The organism is Asticcacaulis sp. EMRT-3, from assembly GCF_030027245.1.
Taxonomy (GTDB): domain Bacteria; phylum Pseudomonadota; class Alphaproteobacteria; order Caulobacterales; family Caulobacteraceae; genus Asticcacaulis.
Genome location: NZ_JASERT010000001.1, coordinates 75,760 through 98,394 on the forward strand (window position 1 = coordinate 75,760; position 22,635 = coordinate 98,394).

The 22,635-nt window shown below is 61.2% G+C and carries 23 protein-coding genes and 1 riboswitch; of the genes, 15 read left to right on the forward strand and 8 right to left on the reverse strand.

Going from position 1 to position 22,635, the window contains the following annotated elements:
- Nucleotides 1-36 precede the first annotated feature (36 nt).
- Entirely contained in the window at nt 37-3,138 is a 3,102-nt protein-coding gene (locus tag QB905_RS00405) for a tetratricopeptide repeat protein (protein ID WP_282972599.1), read from the forward strand.
- 4 nt (nt 3,139-3,142) lie between these two features.
- On the opposite strand, the gene fliP is transcribed toward QB905_RS00405, so the two are convergent.
- Nucleotides 3,143-3,898, reverse strand: coding sequence for a flagellar type III secretion system pore protein FliP (fliP, locus tag QB905_RS00410; protein WP_461781790.1), 756 nt, complete (start codon nt 3,896-3,898; stop codon nt 3,143-3,145).
- A gap of 84 nt (nt 3,899-3,982) precedes the next feature.
- Nucleotides 3,983-4,309: a FliO/MopB family protein gene (locus QB905_RS00415; protein WP_282972600.1), complete on the reverse strand. Its 327-nt coding sequence runs from the start codon at nt 4,307-4,309 to the stop codon at nt 3,983-3,985.
- A 165-nt stretch (nt 4,310-4,474) separates the two neighbouring features.
- On the opposite strand from QB905_RS00415, the gene flgB reads away from it, so the two are divergent.
- The 7 genes from flgB (at nt 4,475) to cckA (ending at nt 10,840) form a co-directional block, all read left to right on the forward strand.
- Nucleotides 4,475-4,891 (forward strand): flagellar basal body rod protein FlgB, encoded by a 417-nt coding sequence (gene flgB / locus QB905_RS00420; RefSeq protein WP_282972601.1) that lies wholly within the window; start codon nt 4,475-4,477, stop codon nt 4,889-4,891.
- Nucleotides 4,892-4,980: 89 nt separating this feature from the next.
- A complete protein-coding gene (flgC, locus tag QB905_RS00425; protein ID WP_282972602.1) occupies nt 4,981-5,397 on the forward strand; it encodes a flagellar basal body rod protein FlgC in 417 nt (138 codons plus the stop codon).
- A 158-nt stretch (nt 5,398-5,555) separates the two neighbouring features.
- Nucleotides 5,556-5,873 (forward strand): flagellar hook-basal body complex protein FliE, encoded by a 318-nt coding sequence (locus tag QB905_RS00430; RefSeq protein WP_282972603.1) that lies wholly within the window; start codon nt 5,556-5,558, stop codon nt 5,871-5,873.
- A gap of 427 nt (nt 5,874-6,300) precedes the next feature.
- Nucleotides 6,301-6,564, forward strand: a complete 264-nt coding sequence (fliQ, locus tag QB905_RS00435) for a flagellar biosynthesis protein FliQ (RefSeq protein WP_282972604.1) — start codon at nt 6,301-6,303, stop codon at nt 6,562-6,564.
- The gene (gene fliR / locus QB905_RS00440; RefSeq protein WP_282972605.1) at nt 6,565-7,401 is read left to right on the forward strand and encodes a flagellar biosynthetic protein FliR; all 837 of its coding nucleotides are present in this window, start codon (nt 6,565-6,567) and stop codon (nt 7,399-7,401) included.
- Nucleotides 7,394-8,470, forward strand: a complete 1,077-nt coding sequence (gene flhB, locus QB905_RS00445; protein WP_282972606.1) for a flagellar biosynthesis protein FlhB — start codon at nt 7,394-7,396, stop codon at nt 8,468-8,470. The genes fliR and flhB overlap by 8 nt, the downstream gene beginning before the upstream one ends.
- A gap of 207 nt (nt 8,471-8,677) precedes the next feature.
- Entirely contained in the window at nt 8,678-10,840 is a 2,163-nt protein-coding gene (gene cckA / locus QB905_RS00450; protein ID WP_282972607.1) for a cell cycle histidine kinase CckA, read from the forward strand.
- A gap of 202 nt (nt 10,841-11,042) precedes the next feature.
- Here cckA and rpmE read toward each other — a convergent pair whose 3' ends face one another.
- Entirely contained in the window at nt 11,043-11,267 is a 225-nt protein-coding gene (rpmE, locus tag QB905_RS00455) for a 50S ribosomal protein L31 (RefSeq protein ID WP_282972608.1), read from the reverse strand.
- Between the two features lie 158 nt (nt 11,268-11,425).
- Here rpmE and QB905_RS00460 point away from each other — a divergent pair, with 158 nt between their 5' ends.
- Both QB905_RS00460 and QB905_RS00465 read left to right on the forward strand, forming a co-directional pair.
- Nucleotides 11,426-13,282 (forward strand): ABC transporter transmembrane domain-containing protein, encoded by a 1,857-nt coding sequence (locus QB905_RS00460; RefSeq protein WP_282972609.1) that lies wholly within the window; start codon nt 11,426-11,428, stop codon nt 13,280-13,282.
- Nucleotides 13,283-13,309: 27 nt separating this feature from the next.
- A complete protein-coding gene (locus QB905_RS00465; RefSeq protein WP_282972610.1) occupies nt 13,310-13,675 on the forward strand; it encodes a VOC family protein in 366 nt (121 codons plus the stop codon).
- Here the strand turns inward: QB905_RS00465 and QB905_RS00470 are convergent.
- The 3 genes from QB905_RS00470 to QB905_RS00480 form a co-directional block, all read right to left on the reverse strand.
- Entirely contained in the window at nt 13,672-14,622 is a 951-nt protein-coding gene (locus QB905_RS00470) for an SMP-30/gluconolactonase/LRE family protein (protein WP_282972611.1), read from the reverse strand. The genes QB905_RS00465 and QB905_RS00470 overlap by 4 nt on opposite strands.
- 67 nt (nt 14,623-14,689) lie before the next feature.
- A complete protein-coding gene (locus QB905_RS00475; RefSeq protein ID WP_282972612.1) occupies nt 14,690-14,998 on the reverse strand; it encodes a winged helix-turn-helix domain-containing protein in 309 nt (102 codons plus the stop codon).
- A gap of 12 nt (nt 14,999-15,010) precedes the next feature.
- Complete coding sequence (locus QB905_RS00480; RefSeq protein ID WP_282972613.1) at nt 15,011-15,628, reverse strand: hypothetical protein; 618 nt, start codon at nt 15,626-15,628, stop codon at nt 15,011-15,013.
- A 162-nt stretch (nt 15,629-15,790) separates the two neighbouring features.
- On the opposite strand from QB905_RS00480, the gene QB905_RS00485 reads away from it, so the two are divergent.
- The gene (locus QB905_RS00485) at nt 15,791-16,348 is read left to right on the forward strand and encodes a sugar O-acetyltransferase (RefSeq protein ID WP_282972614.1); all 558 of its coding nucleotides are present in this window, start codon (nt 15,791-15,793) and stop codon (nt 16,346-16,348) included.
- 235 nt (nt 16,349-16,583) lie between these two features.
- Here QB905_RS00485 and metE read toward each other — a convergent pair whose 3' ends face one another.
- Entirely contained in the window at nt 16,584-18,890 is a 2,307-nt protein-coding gene (metE, locus tag QB905_RS00490) for a 5-methyltetrahydropteroyltriglutamate--homocysteine S-methyltransferase (protein ID WP_282972615.1), read from the reverse strand.
- Between the two features lie 94 nt (nt 18,891-18,984).
- A riboswitch (cobalamin riboswitch) is annotated at nt 18,985-19,182 on the reverse strand.
- Nucleotides 19,183-19,423: 241 nt separating this feature from the next.
- Between metE and efp the strand changes: the two genes are divergently transcribed.
- Together efp and QB905_RS00500 are read left to right on the forward strand one after the other, a co-directional pair.
- Nucleotides 19,424-19,990: an elongation factor P gene (gene efp, locus QB905_RS00495; protein ID WP_282972616.1), complete on the forward strand. Its 567-nt coding sequence runs from the start codon at nt 19,424-19,426 to the stop codon at nt 19,988-19,990.
- A 160-nt stretch (nt 19,991-20,150) separates the two neighbouring features.
- On the forward strand, nt 20,151-20,948 hold the full coding sequence (locus tag QB905_RS00500; protein WP_282972617.1) for an inositol monophosphatase family protein: 798 nt from the start codon (nt 20,151-20,153) through the stop codon (nt 20,946-20,948).
- A 136-nt stretch (nt 20,949-21,084) separates the two neighbouring features.
- Here the strand turns inward: QB905_RS00500 and thiE are convergent, their stop codons facing one another.
- Entirely contained in the window at nt 21,085-21,738 is a 654-nt protein-coding gene (thiE, locus tag QB905_RS00505) for a thiamine phosphate synthase (RefSeq protein ID WP_282972618.1), read from the reverse strand.
- A 121-nt stretch (nt 21,739-21,859) separates the two neighbouring features.
- Between thiE and QB905_RS00510 the strand changes: the two genes are divergently transcribed.
- Both QB905_RS00510 and bfr read left to right on the forward strand, forming a co-directional pair.
- Nucleotides 21,860-22,045 carry a (2Fe-2S)-binding protein gene (locus QB905_RS00510; RefSeq protein ID WP_282975539.1) on the forward strand — a complete coding sequence of 62 codons (186 nt, stop codon included), beginning with the start codon at nt 21,860-21,862 and terminating at the stop codon, nt 22,043-22,045.
- A 75-nt stretch (nt 22,046-22,120) separates the two neighbouring features.
- Nucleotides 22,121-22,606, forward strand: a complete 486-nt coding sequence (gene bfr / locus QB905_RS00515) for a bacterioferritin (protein ID WP_282972619.1) — start codon at nt 22,121-22,123, stop codon at nt 22,604-22,606.
- Nucleotides 22,607-22,635 lie beyond the last annotated feature (29 nt).

Genomic DNA, 22,635 nt, shown 5'->3' on the forward strand with positions numbered 1-22,635 from the left:
CTCGATTAAACGCCCGACAGGCGAAATAAACAGGCAATGATTCGTGTTCCGCAGCCTTCGTCCGACGAGGCGCCCGGTCCGGCCGACAAGGCTGCGCGGGAGAGCGAGGCCGCGCCCGCAGCGACAGAGCCAAAAACCGATCCGCGCCTCGTCCGGGCGCGCCTGCACCTGAAAGCTCCGCCCGCCGCGCCACGTTCGCGCAACGCGCTGCGCACCACGGCCTTCGTCGTCGCCACGGTGGGCTTAGGGATGGCGCAGATGGCGCTGGGTGATTCGATGGCCCTGCCGCAGGTGGCATCGCGTTCCGACATCGATATTCGCATCGGTCGCAACCACCAGTCGGGCCGCATCGAAATCTACGGTGCCATCGGCAGCCGCGCTTCGGTGCGCCGCGAACAGGATGAGGTGATCATCCGCCTGCCCGGCCAGCAAAAGCCCGATCTCGGCGACATCCGTTCCAACCCTCCGCTCGGCGTGGCCGGGGTTGATCTGAAATCCGACAGCCGCGCCAGCGAACTGTGGCTGAAGGTCAAGCCCGGTTATGACAGCCATTTCGGGCGCGCCGATGGGGCGGTCTTCGTGCAGATCGATCCGAAAAGCGAAGATGGTGACAGCAACAGCAATGCTAAGGATGGCAAGCCGCTGGCGGTCAATCTTCAGGATCTGCTGCATGGCCAGCCGGCGCAGACGCCCCAGAATGGCGAGCACGTCAATCGCGCCGTCCATGTGCCGGTGGTGGCGCTACAGGTCGATGATGTCGGCGGTGGTCGCCAGATTTCCTTTCCGTTCGACGGCCCGGTGGCGGCGGCGGTCTTCCGGCGCGGCGATTCGGTGTGGGTCGTCTTCGATCAGGAGGTCGATCTGCGCCTGCCGCCCGATCTGAAGGACGGCATGATCATTCAGGACGCCCAGTGGACGCATAATGACGGCTTCACGGCGCTGCGCCTGCGCGCCCCCACGGCGGGCAGTCTGTCGGCGGTCAATGACGGGCTGGTGTGGCGCGTGCGGCTGGGCGGGCAGGGGCTGGACAACCATGCCAGCCAGGTCAGCCTGATCCGCGATGATTCCGCCGGTGTGCCGGGGCTGAACATCAATCTGGCCGGGGCCACGCGCGTGGCGTGGATCCGCGACCCCTCGGTCGGCGACCGCATGGCCGTCATCCCGGCGCGCGGCCCGGTCAAGCTGGTGCCCGTGGCGCGCACCCTGCTGGAAGCCACGATTGGCTCAACGGCGCAGGGCGCGGTGGTCATGCGCATGACGCCGGATGTAAAAGTGAAGGTGGATGGCGATCTGGTCGAGGTGTCGCGTCCCGATGGCCTGACCCTGTCCAATACCGATCCAAACGCCAATGGCAGCGACGCCCGCCTGGACTATAAAAACGCCCTCTATCCCAGCCTGGCCAATGCCGACTGGTCGGCCGTGCCGCCCGAAGGTTTTCTGGCGCGCTATAATGCCCTGCAAGCGGCGGCGGCTGATGAAATTACCGGCGGCCCCACCGGCCCGACCAAGGCGCGGTTGTCGCTGGCGCGTTTTCTGGTCGGTCAGGGCATGACCTATGAGGCGCAGGGCGTGCTCGACCTGCTGACCAAGGAAAGCCCCAATGCGCTCAATGACCCGCAGGTGGTGGGCTTGCGCGTGGTGGCCAAGATGCTGTCGGGCCGCTATGCCGACGCGACGGGCGATCTGGCCTCGCCGGAACTGGCCTCCGATCCGGCGGCACATCTGTGGGCGGGCTATGCCGAAACCAAGGCCGGAAATTATGCCGATGCGGTCAAGGATTTCAAGGCGGGGCTGAAGGCGCTCGACCAGTTTCCGGTGGCGTGGCGCATGAAGATGGGCGCGGCCTATGCCTATGCGGCGCTGCAAACCAAGGACATGACCACGGCTCAGGCCATGATCGGCTATGCCGTGTCGCAGGACGGCACACCGCTCGACAAGCTGGGCGCCTATCTGATTGACGCCCGGATCATCGAGGCAACGGGTGATAAGGCGCGCGCGCTTGCCGTCTATCAGGCGGTCGGCAAGGCATCGGATGATTCTCTGGCCACTCCGGCCCTGATGCACGCCGCCATGCTCAACTACCAGCTTGGCAAGGCCAATGCCGACCAGACCCTGAATGCGCTCGACGCCCTGCGCTTCCGCTGGCGCGGCGACGATACCGAATTGCAGCTCATCAGCGATATGGGCCAGATTTACCTGAGCGAAGGCCGCTACCGCGAGGCGCTGATGGTGCTGAAAAGCGGCGGCCAGTCCTTTATGAACGACCCGCGCTCCAGCCAGATTCAGGCCTCGCTCCATCAGGCATTCCGCGCTCTTTTCTTAGGTGGCATGGCCGATGGTCTGCAACCGGTTGAGGCGCTCGGCCTGTTCAATGATTTCCGCGACCTGACCCCGATTGGCCCCGATGGCGACGAAATGGTGCGCCGCATCGTGCGCCGCCTCGTCGATGTCGATCTGCTCGATCAGGCGGCCAGCCTGTTGCAATATCAGGTCGATAACCGCTTGCACGGCGTCGCCAAATCGTCGGTGGCCGCTGATCTCGCCGCCATCTATCTGATGAACCACGATCCGCAAAACGCGCTGCAAACCTTGTGGAACACGCGCACTACGCTTTTGCCGAAATCGATCATGGCCGAGCGCCAGGTGCTGGAGGCGCGGGCACTCAGCCAGCTTAATGAGCCGGACAAGGCGCTGGACGTGCTGGGCAATACCGTCTCGCCCGATGCTGATGATGTGCGCGCCGATGTCTATTGGCAGCAGCAGGACTGGGCGAAGGCCGCCATCGTGCTGGAGCGCCGCCTTGGCGACCGCTATAAATCGGATACGCCGCTGACCCAGGCCGAAGAGGGCCGCCTGATCCGCGCCGGCATCGCCTATAGTCAGATCAAGGATCAGAAATCGCTGACGCGCCTGTCGAATCGCTTTGGCAAGTTCATCGCCACCGCGTCTTCGCCCGACGCCCTGCGCGTGGCATTGGCCCCGCTCGATGGCGGCACGCTGTCGGCGCGCAATTTCGCCGCCGCCGCCGCCGATACCGACAGCTTCGCGGGCTGGGTGACCGGCATGAAACAGAAGTTCCGGGCGCGGGACGATGCGGCGGCCAAGGCGGCGGGCGCGACGCCGCAGCCAAAAGCCTGAGGGCCTACCCGCCGCCGGTCAGGGCCGGATGGAAGCTCTGCACCAGCGATCCGGCGACCAGATTCCACCCGTCAACCAGCACGAAGAAGATCAGTTTGAACGGCAGACTGACCACCACGGGCGGCAGCATCATCATCCCCATACTCATCAGCACGCTGGCCACCACCAGATCGATGACCAGAAACGGCACGAACAGGAAAAAGCCGATTTCAAACGCCTTTTTCAGTTCGGAAATCATGAAGGCGGGTGTCACCACGCGCACCGGCAGGTCCATCTTGTCCTTCGGCATCTGCATCTTCGACAGATTGACGAACAGGCCTAAGTCCTTGGCGTCCACCTGGGCCAGCATGAAGGCTTTCAGCGGCTGCGAGGCGGCGTCGAAGGCTTGTGGCAGTTCTATTTCCTGATCCATCAGCGGGCGGATACCGTCCTGATAGGCCGCCTGCCAGGTCGGGGCCATGACGACCGCCGACAGAAAAAGCGCCAGCGAGATCAGCACGGCATTGGGCGGGCTTTGTTGCAGGCCCATAGCCGTGCGCAGCAAAGACAAAACCACCACAATGCGCACGAAGGAGGTGGTCATGATGACGATGGACGGCGCCAGAGACAGAACCGTCATCAGGGCGATGAGCTGGATCACGCGGGCGCTTAAGGTGCCGCCCTTGCCGAGATCGAGATTCACCGATTGCGCCATCGCGTGAAACGGCATGATCATCAGGGTGAAGGCGATGATGAAGGTGAAGAGGACGATGAAATTCATCATCTTCGGCCCGATGCGTTTTTTCGCAGCCGTCTTTGGCGCGTCGTCTTCCGGCACTATGGCTTCGGCGGATGCTGTTGACATTCAGAACAACTCTTCGGCGGGGTCGGCACCGGAACCAGTACCGGAGCGTTTGGGGGGGCGGGCAGGGCTATTGAGGGCGTTCAGTTCACGGCCTTCGCCGAGCAGCAGCAGCCTTTCTTCGTCATCGACGCGCACCAGCACCAGCCGACGCGCCGGATCGAGCACCAGAGTCTCGACCACGGACAGCCGCCTTGGCTTGCCGCGCGTGGCCTGCAACTGGGCCATCAGTTGCGGCGCATAGCGGCGCACAAGATAGGCAAGGCCTAAGATCAGCCCCAGCACGATGGCGAGGGCGAACACCGCCTTGAGGGTTTGCGTCCAGTCCATGCGTGTCCTTACACCTACCCCGATCCATAACCGCCCGATGGTTAACGCGGCGTTTACTTAAAGCCTTCATTAACCATTGGGTGGGCATAATTTGCCCCATCACCCGTGCGACGATTCTCCTGATAGGGCGAGTCGCGGCGTGTCGTTAAGCAGAAAGGCGAGCGAATGGAGTCGCAGGGCATATCCTTATTGTCAGCATTGCAATCGCGCATGGGCTGGCTGACCGACCGGCAGAAGGTGGTGGCTGAAAACGTCGCCAATGCCTCGACGCCCGGTTTCAAGCCCAAGGATCTGAAAGCGCAGGATTTCGCCGCCCTGGTGCAGGGGCAGTCACCGCAAACCCAACTGGGCCTGACCCTGACCCATGCGATGGACATTGCCCAGCCTGATCCGCAGGGGCTCAGCCATTCCCAGGCCGTGACCTCGCCCGATTCGGAAACGACGATGGACGGCAACAGCGTCGTTCTGGAGGAGCAGATGATGAAGATGTCGGAAAGCCGCATCCAGTTTCAGGCGGCGGTGTCCTTTTATGAAAAATCGCTCGACATGATCCGCATGGCGTCAAAAGTGCCGGGTAAATAAGGAGCTATTTAGATGGTAGATTCGATCAACAGTGACCAGACAATGGCCCCGCGCTCAAGAAGCGAAGCGGTAGCGCAAAGGAAAATGTGATGGTTGATATGATCAACAGCGACCAGACGATGGCTGTAGCCGCCAGCGCGCTCAAGGCGCAGCAGGCCAGAATGCGCATTATCGCCGAAAACATCGCCAATGCCGATTCGACCGGCAAGACGCCCGGTTCCGATCCCTACCGCCGACAGGTACCGGTTTTCACCTCTGCGCCGATCGATGGGGCCACGGGCGTTGAACTGGCGCGCGTGGCACCCGATACGAGCGCCTTCACGATGGAATATGATCCGTCGCATCCGGCGGCCAATGCCAATGGTTATGTCAAAAAACCCAATGTCAATCCGCTGATCGAAACCATGGATATGCGCGAAGCGCAGCGGGCCTATGAAGCCAATATGAATGTGATCGAAACCAGCCGCGACATGACCGAGAAGGTGCTCGATATTTTGCAGAAATAACGCCTCTGCAAGCCTGACAGCGCTCTAGAGCAACGCGCGTTTAATTTGACTTACAAATTGAATGCGAGATGCGGAAAAACGTAAAATGTAGAGCGGGTTGCATGCCTTTGACCGATTCCATCAGAATGCAAACCGCTCTAAAAGCAAGGACTTAACCGATGACACCACTGGTAGCGGCACGCGCCTATGGCGCCGCCATCAAACAGGCCCAGGGCCTCTCCGGCAGTGATACGCCCGATGGCCTGGACGCGCCCGCCAAGGCCGATTTCGGCCAGATGCTGAAAACCGCCATGACCCAGACGGTGCAATCGACGCAAAACGCAGAGCACCTGATGGTGCAGCAGCAGGCTGGCAAGGCCGAACTGATCGACGCCGTCACCGCCGTCGCCAATGCCCAGACGAGCCTGCAAAGCGTCATCGCCATCCGCGATCAGGTGATCAGTGCTTACCAGCAGGTCATGCAAATGCCCATTTAGAAAATCGCGGTCTTTGGTCATCTGGTGCGTTGGCGTCGCTTGCGGGTACTTTAGTACCCGCGTCGCTCGCCGCCTGCCATAGGACTCAAATCTCACGATTTTCACGCCGGTGAACAGGAAGAAAATTTTCTTAGCCTGCTCTCTCCTCCCCATTTATGGGGAGGGGGACCACAAGCGCAGCGCAGTGGTGGTGGGGTATGGAAAGGGTGGCATTTTCGCAGCCGATGAAGGAAGGGGCCTGTCTTTAATAGCCTCTGCCTCTGCGGTGTTCACATCATTTTCGCAAGATCCAAAAATTCCCCTTACCTGCGGCATAGAATCCCGGCAAAGCTTAATTGGCCATTAACCTAATGCAGGGCAATTTCGACCGGTCGGCATCGGCAATTTCTGCCGGGCCCCTGTCAAAATTAACCTTTAAGAGTCTCATATGAACGGTGCGGATTTCCTGAGTTTCGGACGCGACGCCATCTGGCTGACCCTGCAATTGTGCACGCCGATTCTGCTGGTCGGCCTTGTCATCGGCGTGGCCATCGGCCTGTTTCAGGCCCTGACGCAGATTCAGGAAGCCACCTTGATCTACGCTCCCAAGATCATCGGCATTTTTCTGGCCCTGCTATTGTTTCTGCCGCTGATGGGTGCGCTGCTGGCCGGCTTCATGCACGAAGTCGCGGGCAAGATTGCGGGCATGTAGATGTTTCTGGCGGCGTTACCCCTGCGCAGCGCGCTCGGCGACGCCGCCGATCTCAACACCCAGATCGTTTCGGCCCTGGGCAATTCGCAACAGCTCTGGCATATCGGGCTGATCTTTCTGCGCCTGACCAGTCTGGTCATGCTGGTGCCGGGGCTGGGCGATCAGGCCGTGCCTGCCCGTGTGCGCTTAAGTTTCGCCCTGTTATTGTCGATCGCCATTTCGCCGATGGTAGGGAGCAGTCTGCCGCCCCTGCCGCCGGGGCTGGGCGGCATGACCGGCGATGTGCTGCATGAGGTGCTGATCGGCCTGATGCTCGGCACCTTGATGCGCGTCTTGCTCTATACCCTGACCACCAGTGGTGAAATCATCTCGCTGCACAGCGGCCTGTCCTTCGCCCAGACCGCCAATCCGGCGGAGGCCCAGCCCTCATCGAGCATCGGCACCTTTCTAGCCATGCTGGGCCTTGTGCTGATCTGGTCCACCAACCTGCATCACCTGTTCATCCGCGCCATGGTCGATTCCTACACGGTCTTTCCGGCCACGCGGCCCGTCATGATCAATGACGGGGCCACCCTGATGGTGCGCACGGTCGGCGACAGCTTTGTGCTGGCCATGCAGATGTCGGCACCGATCATCGTCTTTTCGCTCGTCTTCAATATCGCCACGGGCTTTGTGGCGCGCATCATGCCCAACTTCCCGGTCTTTTTCGCCGCCACGCCGCTGAGTCTGCTGCTCAGTATGGCTTTGCTGGCTATGGGGCTGGGCGGCATGGGCATGGCCTTCCTCGACCACTACCAGGACATGCTGGGTATTTTTATCCGGAGCGGTCATGGCTGAGGGCAGCGAAGGCGAAGACAAAACAGAACAGGCCTCCGGCCGGAAGCTCGAACAGGCCAGAGCTTCCGGTGATGTTGCCAAATCCTCCGATGTGCCGAGCGCCCTGTCGCTGATCGGCGTGTGCGGGCTGCTGGCCTTTCAGGGCCCGGCCATCTGTCGCCATCTGCTCAACGATCTTCTGCCGTTTGTGGCCCATCCCGAAGAGTTTCTCGACTCGCTGCAAGGCGATGGCGGCCTGACCATCGCTCATGAGGTGGTCATGGCCATCCTGCCGATCCTGCTGATGATCCTCGGCACGGCCACCTTCTTCGGCGTGGCGGGCAATGTGCTGCAAACCGGGCTGATCTTCGCGCCCGACAAGCTCAAGCCGAAATTCGACAAGCTGAACATTCTGGAATCGTTCAAGCGTATGTTCGGCGTCGATTCGCTCGTGCAGTTCCTGAAAACGGTGCTGAAGCTGATCGCCACGGGGATCGTGGTGTGGATGGTGCTGAAAAACCGCACCGGCGATCTGCTGGCCCTGACCGGTGCCTCGCCCGCCCTGATCATGCCCTATGCCGCGGAGGCGCTGAAGGCGCTGGCTATGGCCGTTTGCATCTTCCTTTTCGTCAGCGCCGCCGCCGACTATATGTGGCAGCGTTTCCGCTTCATGGAACGGATGAAGATGTCGAAGCAGGAGGTCAAGGACGAATACAAGCAGACCGAAGGCGATCCGCACGTCAAGGCCAAGCTGCGTTCGCTGCGCATCCAGAAATCGCGTCAGCGCATGATGGCCAATGTCGCCAAGGCGACCGTGGTGGTCACCAACCCGACCCACTATGCCGTCGCCCTGCATTACGAGATGGGCCATACGATGGCACCGGTCTGCGTGGCCAAGGGGATGGACGATGTGGCCCTGCGCATCCGCGCCGAAGCGGGCAAGCATGATGTGCCGGTGATCGAGGATCCACCGCTGGCACGCGCCCTCTATGCCAGCATGGAGATCGACGACGTGATCCCCGAAGCGCACTTTGCTGCCGTGGCCAAGCTGATCAGCTTCGTGCTGACGCGCAAGCGGCGCGGGTTTTAAGATGTTTTTTTCCCTCTCCCCTTGATGAGGGGAGAGGGAAGATATAGGCGGGCCAAGCGAATATCATCACGTTTTCCATGACAAATACCTGAATCCGAAAAGGTTTTTGAATCGGGACGCCACGACAGCAAATGCGCTACACTCACAGAAGTGATTCGCGCAGCGTACCACGGCTGCGCGCGCCCCTTGCCATGAGGTGTTTTTCGCGTGTCTGCTCCTTCAAGCGCCAGCCCAACCGCCGCACTCGCCGCTCCCCGTCCTGCCGGGAAGGACGGCCTGCTTGGCCGGTTACGCGGAATCGCCAGTCCGTGGAGTTTCGGTCTGGTGGCGATCATCGTTGTCTGCGCCTGCCTGGCCTCATGGCTGGTGGCGGGGCGCGTGCCGCCGGGTGTTCTGCTGGCCGCTATCGTCATGGCCTTTGCGGTGGTGGTGTTCATGGGCATGTTCGCCTTTGCCGGTGACAGCGAAGCGCTGAGCAGCGAAGGTTTCAAGGCCGCAGATATTGTCGGCGCCCTGTCCGAACCGGCGGCCGTGGCGGCCTATGACGGCCATGTGCTGGCGGTCAATACGGCCTGGCGGGATGCCGGTGGTGAGGCGCGCCGGTTGCCGCAGGGCGAGGCCGCGCCGGCCCTGTTCGTGGCCCTGCGTGAAGCGCGGGCGCAAGGGGCTGGCCGGGCTCTGGTGCGGCTGGGCGGCTTTGATTATGAAATGGTGGTGTCGCGGCTTGGCGAAGATCTGGTGCTGGTGCGCGCCGCTTCGCAAGGCGTGCTGGGCACCGGACTGATGCTTAAGCACGAGAGCCGCGATGCGCTGGAGGCCCCGGCCTTTCTCAGCGAACCGGTCGCGGCGGCCGCTGCGTCCCTGCCGGACGCCCATCTCGACGCCTTCGCCGAGGCTGCGCCCTTCGGGGCGGCGCTGGTGCTGGGCGAGGATCTGTTTTCGGCGGCGGTCAGCGATTTCAACACCGTCTTCGCCGCCCTCGTCGAAAAGGTGCCCGACGCCTTGACCGGCATGGCGTTTGGCGATCTGGTCACCGATAATTCGCGCGCCGACCTGAAGGAAAAGCTGGCGGGCCACAACAAGGCCGGGCCGTTCGACATCCATCTCAAGGTCAAGTCCGAACGCGCGCTTCAGGTCTATGTCACCCAGGTGACGGGGGGGTACAGCCTCTATCTGTTCGATGTGTCCGACCAGAAGAAGCTTGAGCAAAATCTGGTGCAGGCGCAAAAGATGCAGGCCATCGGTCAGGTGGCGGGCGGCATGGCGCACGATTTCAACAATCTGCTCACCGGCTTCAAGTTCCGCAATGATCAGTTGCTGCTCAATCACCCGCTTGGCGACCCGTCTTACGACGATCTGAACGGCATCCGCCAGATTATCGCCCGCGCCGAGGATCTGGTGCGCAATCTGCTGGCTTTCGCGCGCAAGCAGACCGTCAAGCGCGTTACCATGAATGTCGGCGAAATGGTGTCGGAGGCCGAGGTTCTGCTGCGCCGTCTGGTGCGCGAAGACGTCAAGCTCGAAACCGAATATGGCCGCAACCTGCCCAATGTCCACGTCGATAAGGGGCAGATGGAAATGGTCATGATGAACCTCGTCGTCAATGCGCGCGACGCCATGCGCGCCCAGGGCGGCGGTAAGGTGTCGATCCGCACCGCCCCTCTGACCCAGGCCGAGGCGAAGGCGCGCGGCTGGGGCGAAGCCCCTGAGCAGGGCGCGGCCCTGATCGAGGTCAGCGATACCGGCCCCGGCATCCCGCCGGAGATCGTGGCCCAGGTGTTCGAGCCGTTTTTCACCACCAAGCCGCTCGGCGAAGGCACGGGCCTTGGCCTGTCCACCGTCCACGGCATTATCAATCAGGCGGGCGGCCATATCGTCATCGATTCCCAGCCGGGGCAGGGCGCTACCTTCCGCATCTTCCTGCCGGTATGGATCGAAACGGAAAAAGAGGCCGAAGCGCCCAAGCCCGTCGCCGCCAAGCCCGTGCCTAAGGATCTGTCGGGCGTGGGCCGCATCCTGTTCGTCGAGGACGAACAGATCGTGCGCGGCATTGCCGCCCAGCTTTTGCGTCAGCGCGGCTACGAGGTGCTGGAAGCCTGCGACGGCGAAGAGGCGCTCGAAATCATCGAAGCCGAAAACGGCAAGTTCGACCTGTTGATCTCAGACGTCATCATGCCTGGGCTCGATGGGCCATCGATGCTGAAAAAGGCGCGGCCCATGCTGGGCGATGTGCCGGTCATGTTCATATCCGGCTATGCCGAATCGGAATTTTCCGACCTGCTCGAAGAAGAAAAGAACATCTCCTTCCTGCCCAAGCCGCTCGACATCAAGACTTTGGCTGAGAAGGTCAAACAACAACTGGCGGCATAAAAAATCGCGGTCTTTGGACTGCTGGTGCGTTGGCGTCGCTTGCAGGTACTTTAGTACCTGCGTCGCTAGCCGCCTGCCATCAGTCTCAAATCTCACGATTTTTCCGTCGCAGCGAAGTACGGAACGCTTCACGAATCAGGCAATAAAAAATCCGGCCCGCATATGCGAGCCGGATTTTTTATGAGGTTCAACTGTCTGCGTTTTACTTCTTGAGGAAGCCGCCGAACTTGTTGTTGAAGCGCGAAACGCGGCCAGCGCGGTCGAGCATCGTGCCGGTGCCGCCGGTCCAGGCCGGGTGGGTGCGCGGATCGATGTCGAGGTTCAGCACAGCGCCTTCCTTGCCATAGGTCGAGCGCGTCTGATAGGTGGTGCCGTCGGTCAGCGTTACCGTGATCCAGTGATAATCGGGGTGGCCGTCTTTTTTCATCGTTTTAGTCCTTGAAACGTCCGGCCAGCATGTTTGCGGACGCCGAAAAGAGGGATGTGCCCAGGCATGTGTCCTGGGCACGCAAAGAACAGAAGCGGCGCTATTACAGGAAGCTTTCTTGCCGTGCAAGCCTCTATTGGCTAAGAGCTTGTCTCAGCATGGCAGATTCTCAACAAAACCGCTCCGAGGCCGCTACAGGCCGCCTTTCCACTGGCCGCCCGTCCACAGGCGCCGAACTGGCCGCCAGCATCCGTCAGGCAGCGGGCGCACGCGGCAAGACGCGCAATATGCGCCCGCTGGCCCGACTATGGCCCTATCTGCTGCGGCAAAAGCGCAATCTGGTGCTGATGGTCGTGTTTCTGGTGCTGTCGTCGGCGGCCACCCTAAGCCTGACCGGCGCGGCGCGTTACCTGATCGACAAGGGGTTCGGCTCTGAGAATGTCTCCGTGCTCGACCTGTGGTTCCTGATCATGGGCGGGGTGGCCTTGCTGCTCGGCGTCGCCACCGCCTTTCGTTATTACTACATTACCCGGCTGGGTGAGCGCGTGGTGGCCGATGTGCGTGAGGATGTGTTCGGTCACATATTGCGCCTCGATCCCGGCTTTTTTCTCAATATCCGCACCGGCGAGGTGATTTCGCGCCTGACCAGCGACATCCAGATCATCGAAACCCTTGTCTCCAGCTCGATTTCGATTGCCCTGCGCAACCTTTTGACCTTTGTGGGCGGCATGGTGCTTTTGATGATCGTCAGCCCCAAGCTGACCCTGATCGTGCTGGCGCTTTTTCCGATCATCCTTGTGCCGCTGATCACCTTTGGCCGCGCCGTCGGCAAGCTGACGCGCCAGACGCAGGACAATTTCGCCCAGGCCGTCGGGTTCGCCACCGAATCGCTGGGAGCGCTCGAAACCGTCCAGGCCTTTGTGCGCGAAGCCTTCACCCGTTTGTGCTTCGATGCGGCGGTGGAGGATGCCTACCATATCTCACTGAAGCGTATCCGGGCGCGCGCCATCATGACGGCTCTGGTCATTTCGCTGGTGTTTGGCGGCATAGCGGTGGTTTTGTGGCTGGGGGCGCAGGATGTCTTCCATCACCGCATGACCACCGGCGCCCTGATTCAGTTCGTCATGCTGTCGGTGCTGACCGCCGGTTCGGTGGCCAATCTCAACGAAACCTGGGGCGATCTGCAAAAAGCGGCGGGTGCCATGATGCGCATTGATGAATTGCTGCGCTCCGAACCGAATATCAAGGCTCCGGCCCATCCGGCGCAAATGCCACCTCCGCGCGGCGAAATTCGCTTCGATGATGTCAGTTTCGCCTATCCGGCCCGCCCGGAAGCGGGCGTTTTGGATGGCTTTTCGCTGCATGTCAGGCCGGGCGAAACCGTAGCTTTGGTCGGGCCTTCGGGGGCGGGCAAATCGACCGTGTTCAAGCTTTTGCTGCGCTATTACGATTTCGATCAGGGCGCGATCCAGATCGACGGCATCGATATTCGCACCGCCGATCCGCAAGATGTGCGCGCGCGGCTATCGCTGGTGGCGCAGGATACGGCGCTGTTTTCAGGCTCGGCGGCCGATAATATCCGCTTTGGCCGCGAAGACGCTTCGGAGGCCGACATCCGGCTGGCGGCGGAAAAAGCGCAGGCGCTTGATTTCATCGAGGCCCTGCCGGAAGGGTTCAATCAGCCCCTGGGCGAGCGCGCCAAATCGCTGTCGGGCGGGCAAAAACAACGGCTCTCCATCGCCCGCGCTCTGGTGCGTGATGCGCCGATCCTGCTGCTGGATGAGGCGACCTCGGCGCTCGACGCCGAAAACGAACAGCTTGTGCAGGCGGCGCTCAATGCCGCCATGCGCGAACGTACTACTTTAGTGATCGCCCACCGTCTCGCCACCGTGCTGAAGGCCGACCGCATCGTGGTGATGGAGGCGGGCCGCGTGGTCGATACCGGCACGCATGACGAGCTGGTATCGCGCGGCGGCCTTTATCGGCGGCTGGCCAGTTTGCAATTTGGGGTGTAAGGAATAGGTGCTTAAACGGAGGTGCCCATGTCCGATGATACTCAGATTTTGACGCCTATCCTGCCCTGCAATGATGTGCAGGTCAGCAAGGCGTTCTACCTGAAGCTCGGCTTCACCGTCCATTGGGAGGACGCGGCCGATCCGCAGGGCTATGTCATCCTCGGTCATCCGAGCGGCGCGGCCCTGCATCTCAACAAGGCGGTGGAGGGCTGGCTGGTGCCGGGCCGCAATCCGTTCGGGCTTTATCTCTATGTCGAGACGGTTGATGAAATCGCGGCCATCGTCGGGTGCGAGGCGAAGAACCGCGAGTGGGGCATGTATGAGGCGGCCTTCTCCGATCCCGACCAGACGCTGGTGCGCGTCGGCTGGCCGATCTCGAAGCGTCAGGCCTAACCGGCGAAAATCCCCATCGGCAGGCCCTTATGGCCGCGGATGCTCGATGACGGAATCTCGAACAGGGTGCCGGCCAGCTTGTCATCGGCATCGACCGGTGGCTGGGCGGCGGTGGTGACGAACAGGCGGTCGAGGTTCGGCCCGGCAAAGCTCAGGCTGGTCGATTGTTTGGCGGGCACCATCACATCGAAATCGAGCACGCCGTCGGGACGGTAGCGGCTGACGCGACCACCGCCATAGTGCGACACCCAAAGCCCGTCATCGGCGTCGGTGGTGCAGCCATCCGGCAGGCCGACACCATCGGGGAATTTGGCGAAGATGCGCTTATGGCTGATGGAGCCATCGGCGGCCAGATCATAGGCATAGACAATGCCGTCATGGGTTTCGTTGTGGTACATGATGCGGCCATCACGCGAAAAAGCCGGGCCATTGGTGCAGATATAGCCGGTGTCCATCTGGTGCACGCTCAGGTCAGGATCGATGCGGTACAGCGCCGCTATACGGTTTTTGAACGCCAGATCCATCGTACCGGTCCATAAACGTCCCGCCGGATCGACCTTGGCGTCATTGAGGCGCACCGTGGTCAGATCGCCGTCGATGCTGAACAACGGCGTCAGGGTGAAGGGATCGAGCGTCAGGGCGTGCACCGTACGCAGGATGGCGACCAGAAAGCCGCCCGACTTGCGCTCAACGATCCACGGGATGATGCCGGGCGTGTCCCAGCTTTGCTGGCTGTTATCCTTGAAATTAAGGCGGTGCAGTTTCTGGCCGCGAATATCGACCCAGTAGAGCGCATTGTCGCGCGCCGACCAGATGGGGCCTTCGCCCAGGATCATGCCGGGCGGGGTGACGGCGCGCGGGGTTTCGTCGGCGAAGCTTGGCGAAGCGGCGAGGGCGCTGGCGGCGAGGCCCGTCAGAAGGGCGGAGCGGCGGGTGATATGACGCATGGGGAATCCTCTCTTTTTTGCGCAACATAAAGCGCCGGGAGAGCCCATGCGTCAAGCCGCCTTTGTCCTACTTCCCTGCCGCATTCGGCAACAGCTTTTCCAGTGCCGCGAGGTAGGCGACAAAGGCTTCGCGCCCGCTGCCGGTCATCGCCACGCGGGTCAGGGGTTTGCGCGCCTGAAACGTCTTGTCGATGGCAATAAAGCCTGCCTCTTCCAGCTTGCGCAGGTGCGTGGACAGATTGCCGTCGCTGGTCTGGAGCTGGGCCTTCAACTGGTTGAAATCAGCCGATCCGGCGGTCGAGAGATAGGCCATGATACCGAGCCGCAACCGGCCATGAATCACTTCGTCGATCTGGTGAATATCAAAATCATCCATCGCGCTGCCCCTTCAGTTACGGGTGCCGCGCATCATGATCAGACCGGGCAGGAAGATGGTGGCGAACAGCCCCGCCCCCATAACGATCAGCAGACTGGCATCGGACATAGCCGCCAATATCAAGGCAAGGGCGAAGGCGCAGAGGCTGACCAGCACCATCCAGCCGCGCCGGGCCAGCGCCCCGCTCACCAGCCAGGCTGCGCCATAAAAGGCGAAGGCGATCATAGGCATCAGACTCAACAGCTCGGGATTGCCCAGCCGGTTACTGGTGATAAAGACGGCGATCAGCATCACGATGGTGCCAAGCCCGCAGGCGGCCCATGCCGATCCAAAGGCGGTCTGGCCGTTGCCGGGTATGGCCTTGCAGTTTTTGCGCAGATTGAAGAACAGGATTAGCCACACCACCAGCCACAGCGCGGTGGCGCCGCCCCACAGTCCGGCGATGCGCGCGCCGGTGGGCTCTGGCAGGTGGCCGGTCTGCATGGCCCATTGCACAAAGCAGGCGGCGCCAAAGATGAGGCCCGCCCCGGTCAGAAACGCGCCGCCCATGATAGGGCCGCGCTGGCCCCGTTCGGCCATCTGGCGCATAAAGGCAATATCGTCGTGTACAGTATGGGTTTGCTCGGTCATGGCGTGAAATCCCTGTTGGAAGACGGCATGATGGCTTTATAGCAGAGTGCACTTTTAAATGCAAAGTACTTTTTCTATCATCTGTGAATTACATGACAGATGGCTTCCGATCCCTGCCCATCCTGCTTAAACTGACGAGTCTGACCCTCTGGAAAATGCCCCATGCCGAACCCTGATCGCCGCAAGATCATCCCGCGCCGCACGCCCGAATCGGCAGCCATGACGGCCAGCGTGCGGCGCGCCATGTTACTGACGGCCCGGCTCAACCGCCTGACCTATGATGATGCCGCCGAGGTGCGGGCGCTGTTTGGCGAACTGACCGGCCGGGCGGTCGATGACAGTTTTTTTCTGATCCCGCCCTTTTATGCGACGGGCGGGGCTGATACGCGCGTCGGGCGCAATGTCTTTATCAACCAGAACTGCACCTTCTATGATCTGGGTGGAATCGATATTGGCGACGATGTGATGATCGGGCCGAATGTCAGCCTGATCACCTCCAGCCACCCGATAACGCCCTCTGAACGCCGCAATGGCGTCATCGCCAGCCCCATCGTGATCGGCCGGAATGTCTGGATCGCCGCGGGCGTCACGGTCATCGGCGGCGTGACGATTGGCGATAATGCGGTCGTGGCGGCGGGGTCTGTCGTCACGCAGGATGTGCCGCCGGACAGTCTTGTCGGCGGCAATCCGGCGCGAGTCATCCGTTCGATTGCGGAATAGGAAAGGCTGGAGCTTTGTGAAAAGCAAGAACCCCCACCACCGCATCTCAGCCGCTACGCGCCCTCGTGCGGTCCCCCTCCCCAGTAAAACTGGGGAGGTATAAGAAAGAGAGCCAAGCTTTACCTCCCCAACTTTGGTTGGGTTTGGCGTCGGCGAAGGCATGTCTTTCGCCAGCCAAGGGACCACAAGCGCAGCGAAGTGGTGGTGGGGGTTCTTACTTAAAAGCCCCCACCGCTTAAGCCTCCACAGCCAGTTCAGCGCGCAGGCGTTTCGCCGCCGCCACCATGCGCTCAAGGGCCGGGCGGGTTTCGTCCCAGCCGCGCGTCTTCAGGCCGCAATCGGGATTAACCCAGAGCTGCCGGGCTTTAAGGCTTTTCAGCGCCGCACGCAGCAGACCGGCCATTTCGGCCTCACTTGGCACCCGTGGGCTATGGATGTCATAGACACCGGGCCCGATCTGGTTGGGATAGGCGAAGCTGACAAAGGCATCGAGCAGCGCCATCTGCGAACGCGAGGTTTCAATCGAAATCACATCGGCATCCATGTCGGCAATGGCCTCGATGATGTCGTTGAACTCCGAATAGCACATGTGGCTGTGTATTTGGGTTTCGTCGGCTGCGCCCGCCGAGGCCAGCCGGAAGCCTTCGACCGCCCAGCGCAGATAATCGGCCGCGTCCTGCGCATCGAGCGGCATACCCTCGCGGAAGGCCGCCTCGTCGATCTGGATAATGCGGATGCCGGCGGCTTCGAGATCGAGCACCTCGTCGCGGATGGCCAAAGCCACCTGACGGCACACGGTTTCGCGCGGGATGTCGTCACGCACAAAGGCCCATTGCAGCATGGTCACCGGCCCGGTCAACATGCCCTTGACCGGCTTATCGGTCAGGGACTGCGCATAGCTGGCCCAGCCGACCGTCATGGCTTTGGGCCGTGACACATCGCCATACAGCACGGGCGGGCGCACATAGCGCGAGCCATAGGACTGCACCCAGCCGTGCTGCGTAAAGGCATAGCCATCAAGCTGTTCGGCGAAATACTGTACCATGTCGTTGCGCTCGAACTCGCCATGCACCAGCACGTCGAGGTCGATCTCTTCCTGCCAGCGGATCGCCTTTTCGGTTTCGGTTTTCAGGAAGGCCTCATAGGCTGTGGCGTCCAGTTCGCCACGGCCATGTTGCAGCCGGGCGCGCCGTACCTCAGCGGTTTGCGGAAACGAGCCGATGGTGGTGGTGGGCAAAAGCGGCAGGTTGAGGCGCGCCGCCTGCTTTTGCTGACGCTCGGTAAACGGGCTTTGCCGCTCCAGCAAGGGCGCGCTGATCGCCGCCACACGCGCCGCTACCTGACGGTTATGGATGCGCGCTGAGGTGCGCCGCGCGGCCAGGGCCGCCGCATTATCGGCCAGCTCAGTGGCCACATGATCGCGGCCCTCGCTTAAGGCGCGTTTGAGGACGTTCAGTTCCACCAGTTTTTGCGCAGCAAAACTGAGCCATTGGCGCAGATCGCCGTCGAGTTTCTCTTCGGCCTCAAGGTCAATCGGCACATGCAGCAGCGAACATGACGGGGCCAGGATCACCTGATCAAGCTGGGCCACCACGGGTTCCAGCCGGTCGAGCAGGGCGGTCAGGTCGGTCTTCCAGATATTGCGGCCATCAATGATGCCGAGCGACAAAAGCTTGCCTTTCGCCAGTTCGGGCAGGCGCGGCAACAGCTCAGGGCGGCTGACCAGATCGACATGGACGCCGGCCACAGGCAGGTCGAAGGCGGCGCGCAAATTCGGCAGGCGGGTGTCGAAATAGCTGGTCAGCATCAGCTTCACGTCGGGCACATCGCGCGCAAAGGTCTTGCAGGCCAGATCGAGCGCCCAGCGCTTGCGACCATCCAGTTCGAGCGCCAGCACCGGCTCGTCGAGCTGCACCCAGTCGGCACCCGCTGCCGCCAGGGCACGCAAGGCCTCGACATAGACGGGCAGCAGTTTCGGCAGCAGGCTCAAGGCATCGAAACCGTCTTCGGTTCTGGCCAGACTGAGCAGGGTGACCGGCCCGACCAGCACCGGGCGGGTATGGAGGCCCAAGGCTTTGGCTTCGATGAAATCGGCCAGCGGCTTGTTATGGCGCAGCGTGAAAACCTGATCAGGGCCGATTTCGGGCAGCAGCACATGATAATTGGTGTTGAACCATTTGGTCATTTCCAGCGCGGTGGTTTCGCCGTGGTCATGGCCGCATTCGCCCCGCTCAGCCCCCTTGCCGCGCGCCATGCGGAAATAGGTGGCCAGATGGGCGTCTTCGCCAAAGCGCGCCGGTATCGCCCCCACCATGAAGGCGGCGTCGAGCAGGTGGTCGTACAGCGAGAAATCACCGGATGGAATCACGTCGATTCCGGCGGTGGCCTGTCTTTGCCAGTTAGCGGCCCGCAAAGCCGAGGCGCTTCTCAGCAGGGCGGCTTCGTCGCTCTTGCCCGACCAGAAGGATTCGAGCGCGGTTTTCAGTTCGCGCCTTTGGCCAATCCTCGGAAAGCCGAGATTGGCGGTTTGGATATGTGTCATGTCAGACCCCAAAAAGTTGGGGGTCAGGTCTTCGAAACGCCTGTCACGCGTTTTCCTGGGAAGTCCCGCCCGTGGAAAATCGGCACGCCCGGAATGGATGTACCGGAACAGGGCAGGTCTCCTGGCTTGCGTATCACGGCCTCAAAGCGCCTTCCCAGGCTGTCACCCAGTGGAGATATGCTTTGCGGCTCCTCGCCTACAGTTGCGGGAACAGCTCCGGCTTCAGACCGGATTCCCTCTTAGCCGACCCATGCGTTGCCGCCGCGCCGGAACCCTTGTTCGACGTGCAGGCTATCATATCGCGCCGACGAGTCAATAAAGATATAAACATATCTTTATATGATTATATGTATGGGGGGGTGTGTAATTCCAATTTGCGATGTGAATCATCGCAAATTGGCAAGGCCGACTGGCCGCCCGAGCGTATGCGAGGAGCCATGCGGCGCTTGAGCTGATAGAGTAGCCTTGCCTTTGCGCCCCAATCCGCGTAGGAACGCCCGCAAGATTATTCCCTCTTTGACAAGTTGTATCTCATGAAAATCAACGCCAACACGATCAAACCCGGCATGGTGCTAGAATATCAGAAGGGCCTTTGGACCGTGGTGAAGACCGAGCACGTCAAGCCCGGCAAGGGCGGCGCCTTCGCTCAGGTCGAAATGAAGAACCTGATCACCGGCACCAAGCTCAATGAGCGCTTGCGCTCCGAAGAAACGGTCGAGCGCGTCGTGCTGGAGCAGCGCGATCACAGCTATCTGTATGAAGATGGCGACATGCTGGTTTTCATGGATCAGGAAAATTACGAGCAGATCAGTCTGAGCAAGGAATGGGTCGGCGAAGATCAGGTGCAGTATCTGCACGACGGCATGGTGGTGATCATCGAATTCCACGACGAGCGCGCCATCGGCATGACCCTGCCCGACACGGTGATTCTGGAAGTGATGGAAACCGAGCCGACCATCAAGGGCCAGACCGCGTCCTCTTCCTACAAGCCCGCCAAGGCATCGAATGGTATGCGCATCATGATCCCGCCCTTCATGGGCACGGGTGAGCGCATCGTCGTCTCCACCGAGACGGGCGAATATATGAAGCGCGCGGATTAACCGGTCTGGCGTCTCCCGCCCACCCCGCTTGCGGGGAGGGGGAACCATCCGCAGGATGGTGGGAGGGGCTCTTTTCAGCCCCCCTTCGTCATCTCGCTAAAGCTCAATGCCACCTCCCCCATGTATGGGGGAGGCGAATTATTTTACAGGACCAGGTTTCATGACCGTTCTTCAATCCTCCCTCATTCAGGTCATGGTCGGCGCGGTGCGCAAGGCCTGCAAGGGCGTGGCCCGCGATTTCGGCGAGATCACCGAACTGCAAGTGTCGAAAAAAGGCCCCGGCGATTTCGTCACCGCCGCCGACAAGCGCGTTGAAGCCGCCCTGTTCGAGGAATTGCTGCGGGTGCGCCCCGGTTATGGCTTCCTGGGCGAAGAGCAGGGCGAGGTGTTCGGCACCGACAAGACCCACCGCTGGATCGTTGATCCGATCGACGGCACCACCAATTTCATGCACGGTATTCCGCACTTCGCCTGTACGGTGGCGCTGGAGCGTGACAATGAAATCGTGGCGGGTGTCACCTATAATCCGGTCACCAGCGATCTGTACTGGGCCGAAAAAGGCAAGGGCGCCTACCATAATGACCGCCGCCTGCGCGTTTCGTCACGCAAGACGCTCGACGATTCGCTGATCGGCACGGGCCTGCCCTTTATCGGCAAGCCCGGTCATGCTCAGGCGCTGAAGGAACTGCACCAGATGATGCAGCGCACAGTGGGCATCCGCCGCAATGGCGCGTGCTCGCTCGATCTGGCCTATGTCGCCGCCGGTCAGTTCGATGGCTATTGGGAACGCGGGCTGAAGGCGTGGGATATGGCGGCGGGTTTGCTGCTGGTCACGGAGGCGGGCGGCAAATATGCCTCGATGGATTCCGACGAAAGCCCGCTGAATACCGGCACGCTGATCTGCGCCAATCAGGAACTGTACGCCGAATTCCACGAAAAGCTGCAACTGGCGAAATAGGCTCTGCCGGATGAAGGGTTTGGCCGGGACGACGCAAGTACCCCTCACCCGGTCGCTTTCGCTACGCTTAAGCTCCCGTCCTCTCCCCACATGTGGGGAGAGGGGAGGACAGCGATGCCCTTCATATCAATCCGCTCTAACCGGCGTTTAGCGCGCCATCCATCGCCGCCTTCAGCGCGTCCACGCCCGCCGCCGCGCCTTGCGGATGATTCCATACGGCAGCGGAGACGGCCAGAAAATCGGCCCCGGCGCGCACCACTTCGGCGGCATTGTCAGCCGTGATGCCGCCAATGGCCACGCACGGCACCTCCATGACTTCCTGCCAGATGCTGAGCGTTTCCAGCTCGGCCATATGCTCGACCGTCTTGGTGGTGGTCGGGTAAAAAGCGCCGAAGGCCACATAATCCGCGCCGTTTTCCGCCGCCTCCATCGCCAGATGGCGGCTGTTGTGGCAGGTGACGCCGATCATGGCATTGGGCCCCAGGATGCGCCGTGCATCGCGCAAAGGCGTGTCGGACTGACCGAGATGGACGCCATCAAGGCCCAGCTCTTTCGCCAGCATGACATGATCATTCATCAGGACGGCCACATGATGGGCGTGGGCGATGGGCATCAGGGCGCGCGCGGCGGCGCGAATCTCGTCGTTGCTGACATCCTTCAGCCGGATTTGCAGGGCGGCCACCAGCGGCCCGCCCGCGTCAAGCGCCGCTTCGAGCGCACGGCCAAAGGCGGGCAGGTGGTCGAGGCGCGGCGGGGTGATCAGATAAAGGTGGCTGGCATGTTCGGTCATGCGCCTGCTTTGCCTCAACTGGCCGCGAACAGCAAGGAAAGCTTACCTATTGAGAATGACTTGCAATATGACCTGGCTTCGTCTATATGAGAAGGGTTCTCATTATCAGGATAAATACCGCGTGTACGTCTGTAACTGTAATGCCATCCGCGAACGTCAGGCTATGGCCGCCATCGAGGCGGGCGCGGGTACGGTCAAGGCCGTTTTCGCGCACTGTCAGGCGCGTCCGCAATGCGCCAAATGTGTCTGTGACATCCGCGAGATGATCGGCGATGCCTGTCAGGCCTTGGCCATAGCGGCGGAATAAGCGATAATTTAACTTTCCACTCCGGCGCGGCGGCTCTAAGCTGGCCGCCTGAAGCCATTTGCGCGGAGAACGACCATGAAGGGCCAGCCCGAAATCCTCAAGCTGCTCAATAAGGTGCTGACCAACGAGCTGACCTCGGTGAACCAGTATTTCCTGCACGCCCGCATGATCGAAAACTGGGGCCTCTATCATCTCGGCCGCATCGTCTATCAGGAATCGATCGAGGAGATGAAGCACGCCGACCTGCTCATCAAACGCATCCTGTTTCTCGACGGCCTGCCCAATCTTCAGGATCTGCACAAGCTGCGCATTGGTGAAACCATCACCGAATGTATGGAATCCGATCTCAAGGTCGAAACCGGCGGCCACGCCACCCTGGTCAGCGGCGTTGCGCTTTGCGAAGACCATAAGGACTATGTCAGCCGCGATCTGCTGGCGAAAATCCTGTCCGACACCGAGCATCATATCGATTTCCTCGAAACACAGCTCAATCTGATCCGGCTGATGGGTGAGGCCAATTATCTGCAAAGCGCCATGAAGGACATCGAAGGCGAGGGATGATTCCCGATTCCCCGAAAAAGTGTGCAAAG

Excerpts from the sequence above, each read along its gene's own strand:
- QB905_RS00405 (WP_282972599.1), top strand. The coding sequence starts at position 37 with ATGATTCGTGTTCCGCAGCCTTCGTCCGACGAGGCGCCCGGTCCGGCC.
- fliP (WP_461781790.1), bottom strand. The coding sequence starts at position 3,898 with ATGAATTTCATCGTCCTCTTCACCTTCATCATCGCCTTCACCCTGATG.
- QB905_RS00415 (WP_282972600.1), bottom strand. The coding sequence starts at position 4,309 with ATGGACTGGACGCAAACCCTCAAGGCGGTGTTCGCCCTCGCCATCGTG.
- flgB (WP_282972601.1), top strand. The coding sequence starts at position 4,475 with ATGGAGTCGCAGGGCATATCCTTATTGTCAGCATTGCAATCGCGCATG.
- flgC (WP_282972602.1), top strand. The coding sequence starts at position 4,981 with ATGGTTGATATGATCAACAGCGACCAGACGATGGCTGTAGCCGCCAGC.
- QB905_RS00430 (WP_282972603.1), top strand. The coding sequence starts at position 5,556 with ATGACACCACTGGTAGCGGCACGCGCCTATGGCGCCGCCATCAAACAG.
- fliQ (WP_282972604.1), top strand. The coding sequence starts at position 6,301 with ATGAACGGTGCGGATTTCCTGAGTTTCGGACGCGACGCCATCTGGCTG.
- fliR (WP_282972605.1), top strand. The coding sequence starts at position 6,565 with ATGTTTCTGGCGGCGTTACCCCTGCGCAGCGCGCTCGGCGACGCCGCC.
- flhB (WP_282972606.1), top strand. The coding sequence starts at position 7,394 with ATGGCTGAGGGCAGCGAAGGCGAAGACAAAACAGAACAGGCCTCCGGC.
- rpmE (WP_282972608.1), bottom strand. The coding sequence starts at position 11,267 with ATGAAAAAAGACGGCCACCCCGATTATCACTGGATCACGGTAACGCTG.
- QB905_RS00460 (WP_282972609.1), top strand. The coding sequence starts at position 11,426 with ATGGCAGATTCTCAACAAAACCGCTCCGAGGCCGCTACAGGCCGCCTT.
- QB905_RS00465 (WP_282972610.1), top strand. The coding sequence starts at position 13,310 with ATGTCCGATGATACTCAGATTTTGACGCCTATCCTGCCCTGCAATGAT.
- QB905_RS00470 (WP_282972611.1), bottom strand. The coding sequence starts at position 14,622 with ATGCGTCATATCACCCGCCGCTCCGCCCTTCTGACGGGCCTCGCCGCC.
- QB905_RS00475 (WP_282972612.1), bottom strand. The coding sequence starts at position 14,998 with ATGGATGATTTTGATATTCACCAGATCGACGAAGTGATTCATGGCCGG.
- QB905_RS00480 (WP_282972613.1), bottom strand. The coding sequence starts at position 15,628 with ATGACCGAGCAAACCCATACTGTACACGACGATATTGCCTTTATGCGC.
- QB905_RS00485 (WP_282972614.1), top strand. The coding sequence starts at position 15,791 with ATGCCGAACCCTGATCGCCGCAAGATCATCCCGCGCCGCACGCCCGAA.
- metE (WP_282972615.1), bottom strand. The coding sequence starts at position 18,890 with ATGACACATATCCAAACCGCCAATCTCGGCTTTCCGAGGATTGGCCAA.
- efp (WP_282972616.1), top strand. The coding sequence starts at position 19,424 with ATGAAAATCAACGCCAACACGATCAAACCCGGCATGGTGCTAGAATAT.
- QB905_RS00500 (WP_282972617.1), top strand. The coding sequence starts at position 20,151 with ATGACCGTTCTTCAATCCTCCCTCATTCAGGTCATGGTCGGCGCGGTG.
- thiE (WP_282972618.1), bottom strand. The coding sequence starts at position 21,738 with ATGACCGAACATGCCAGCCACCTTTATCTGATCACCCCGCCGCGCCTC.
- bfr (WP_282972619.1), top strand. The coding sequence starts at position 22,121 with ATGAAGGGCCAGCCCGAAATCCTCAAGCTGCTCAATAAGGTGCTGACC.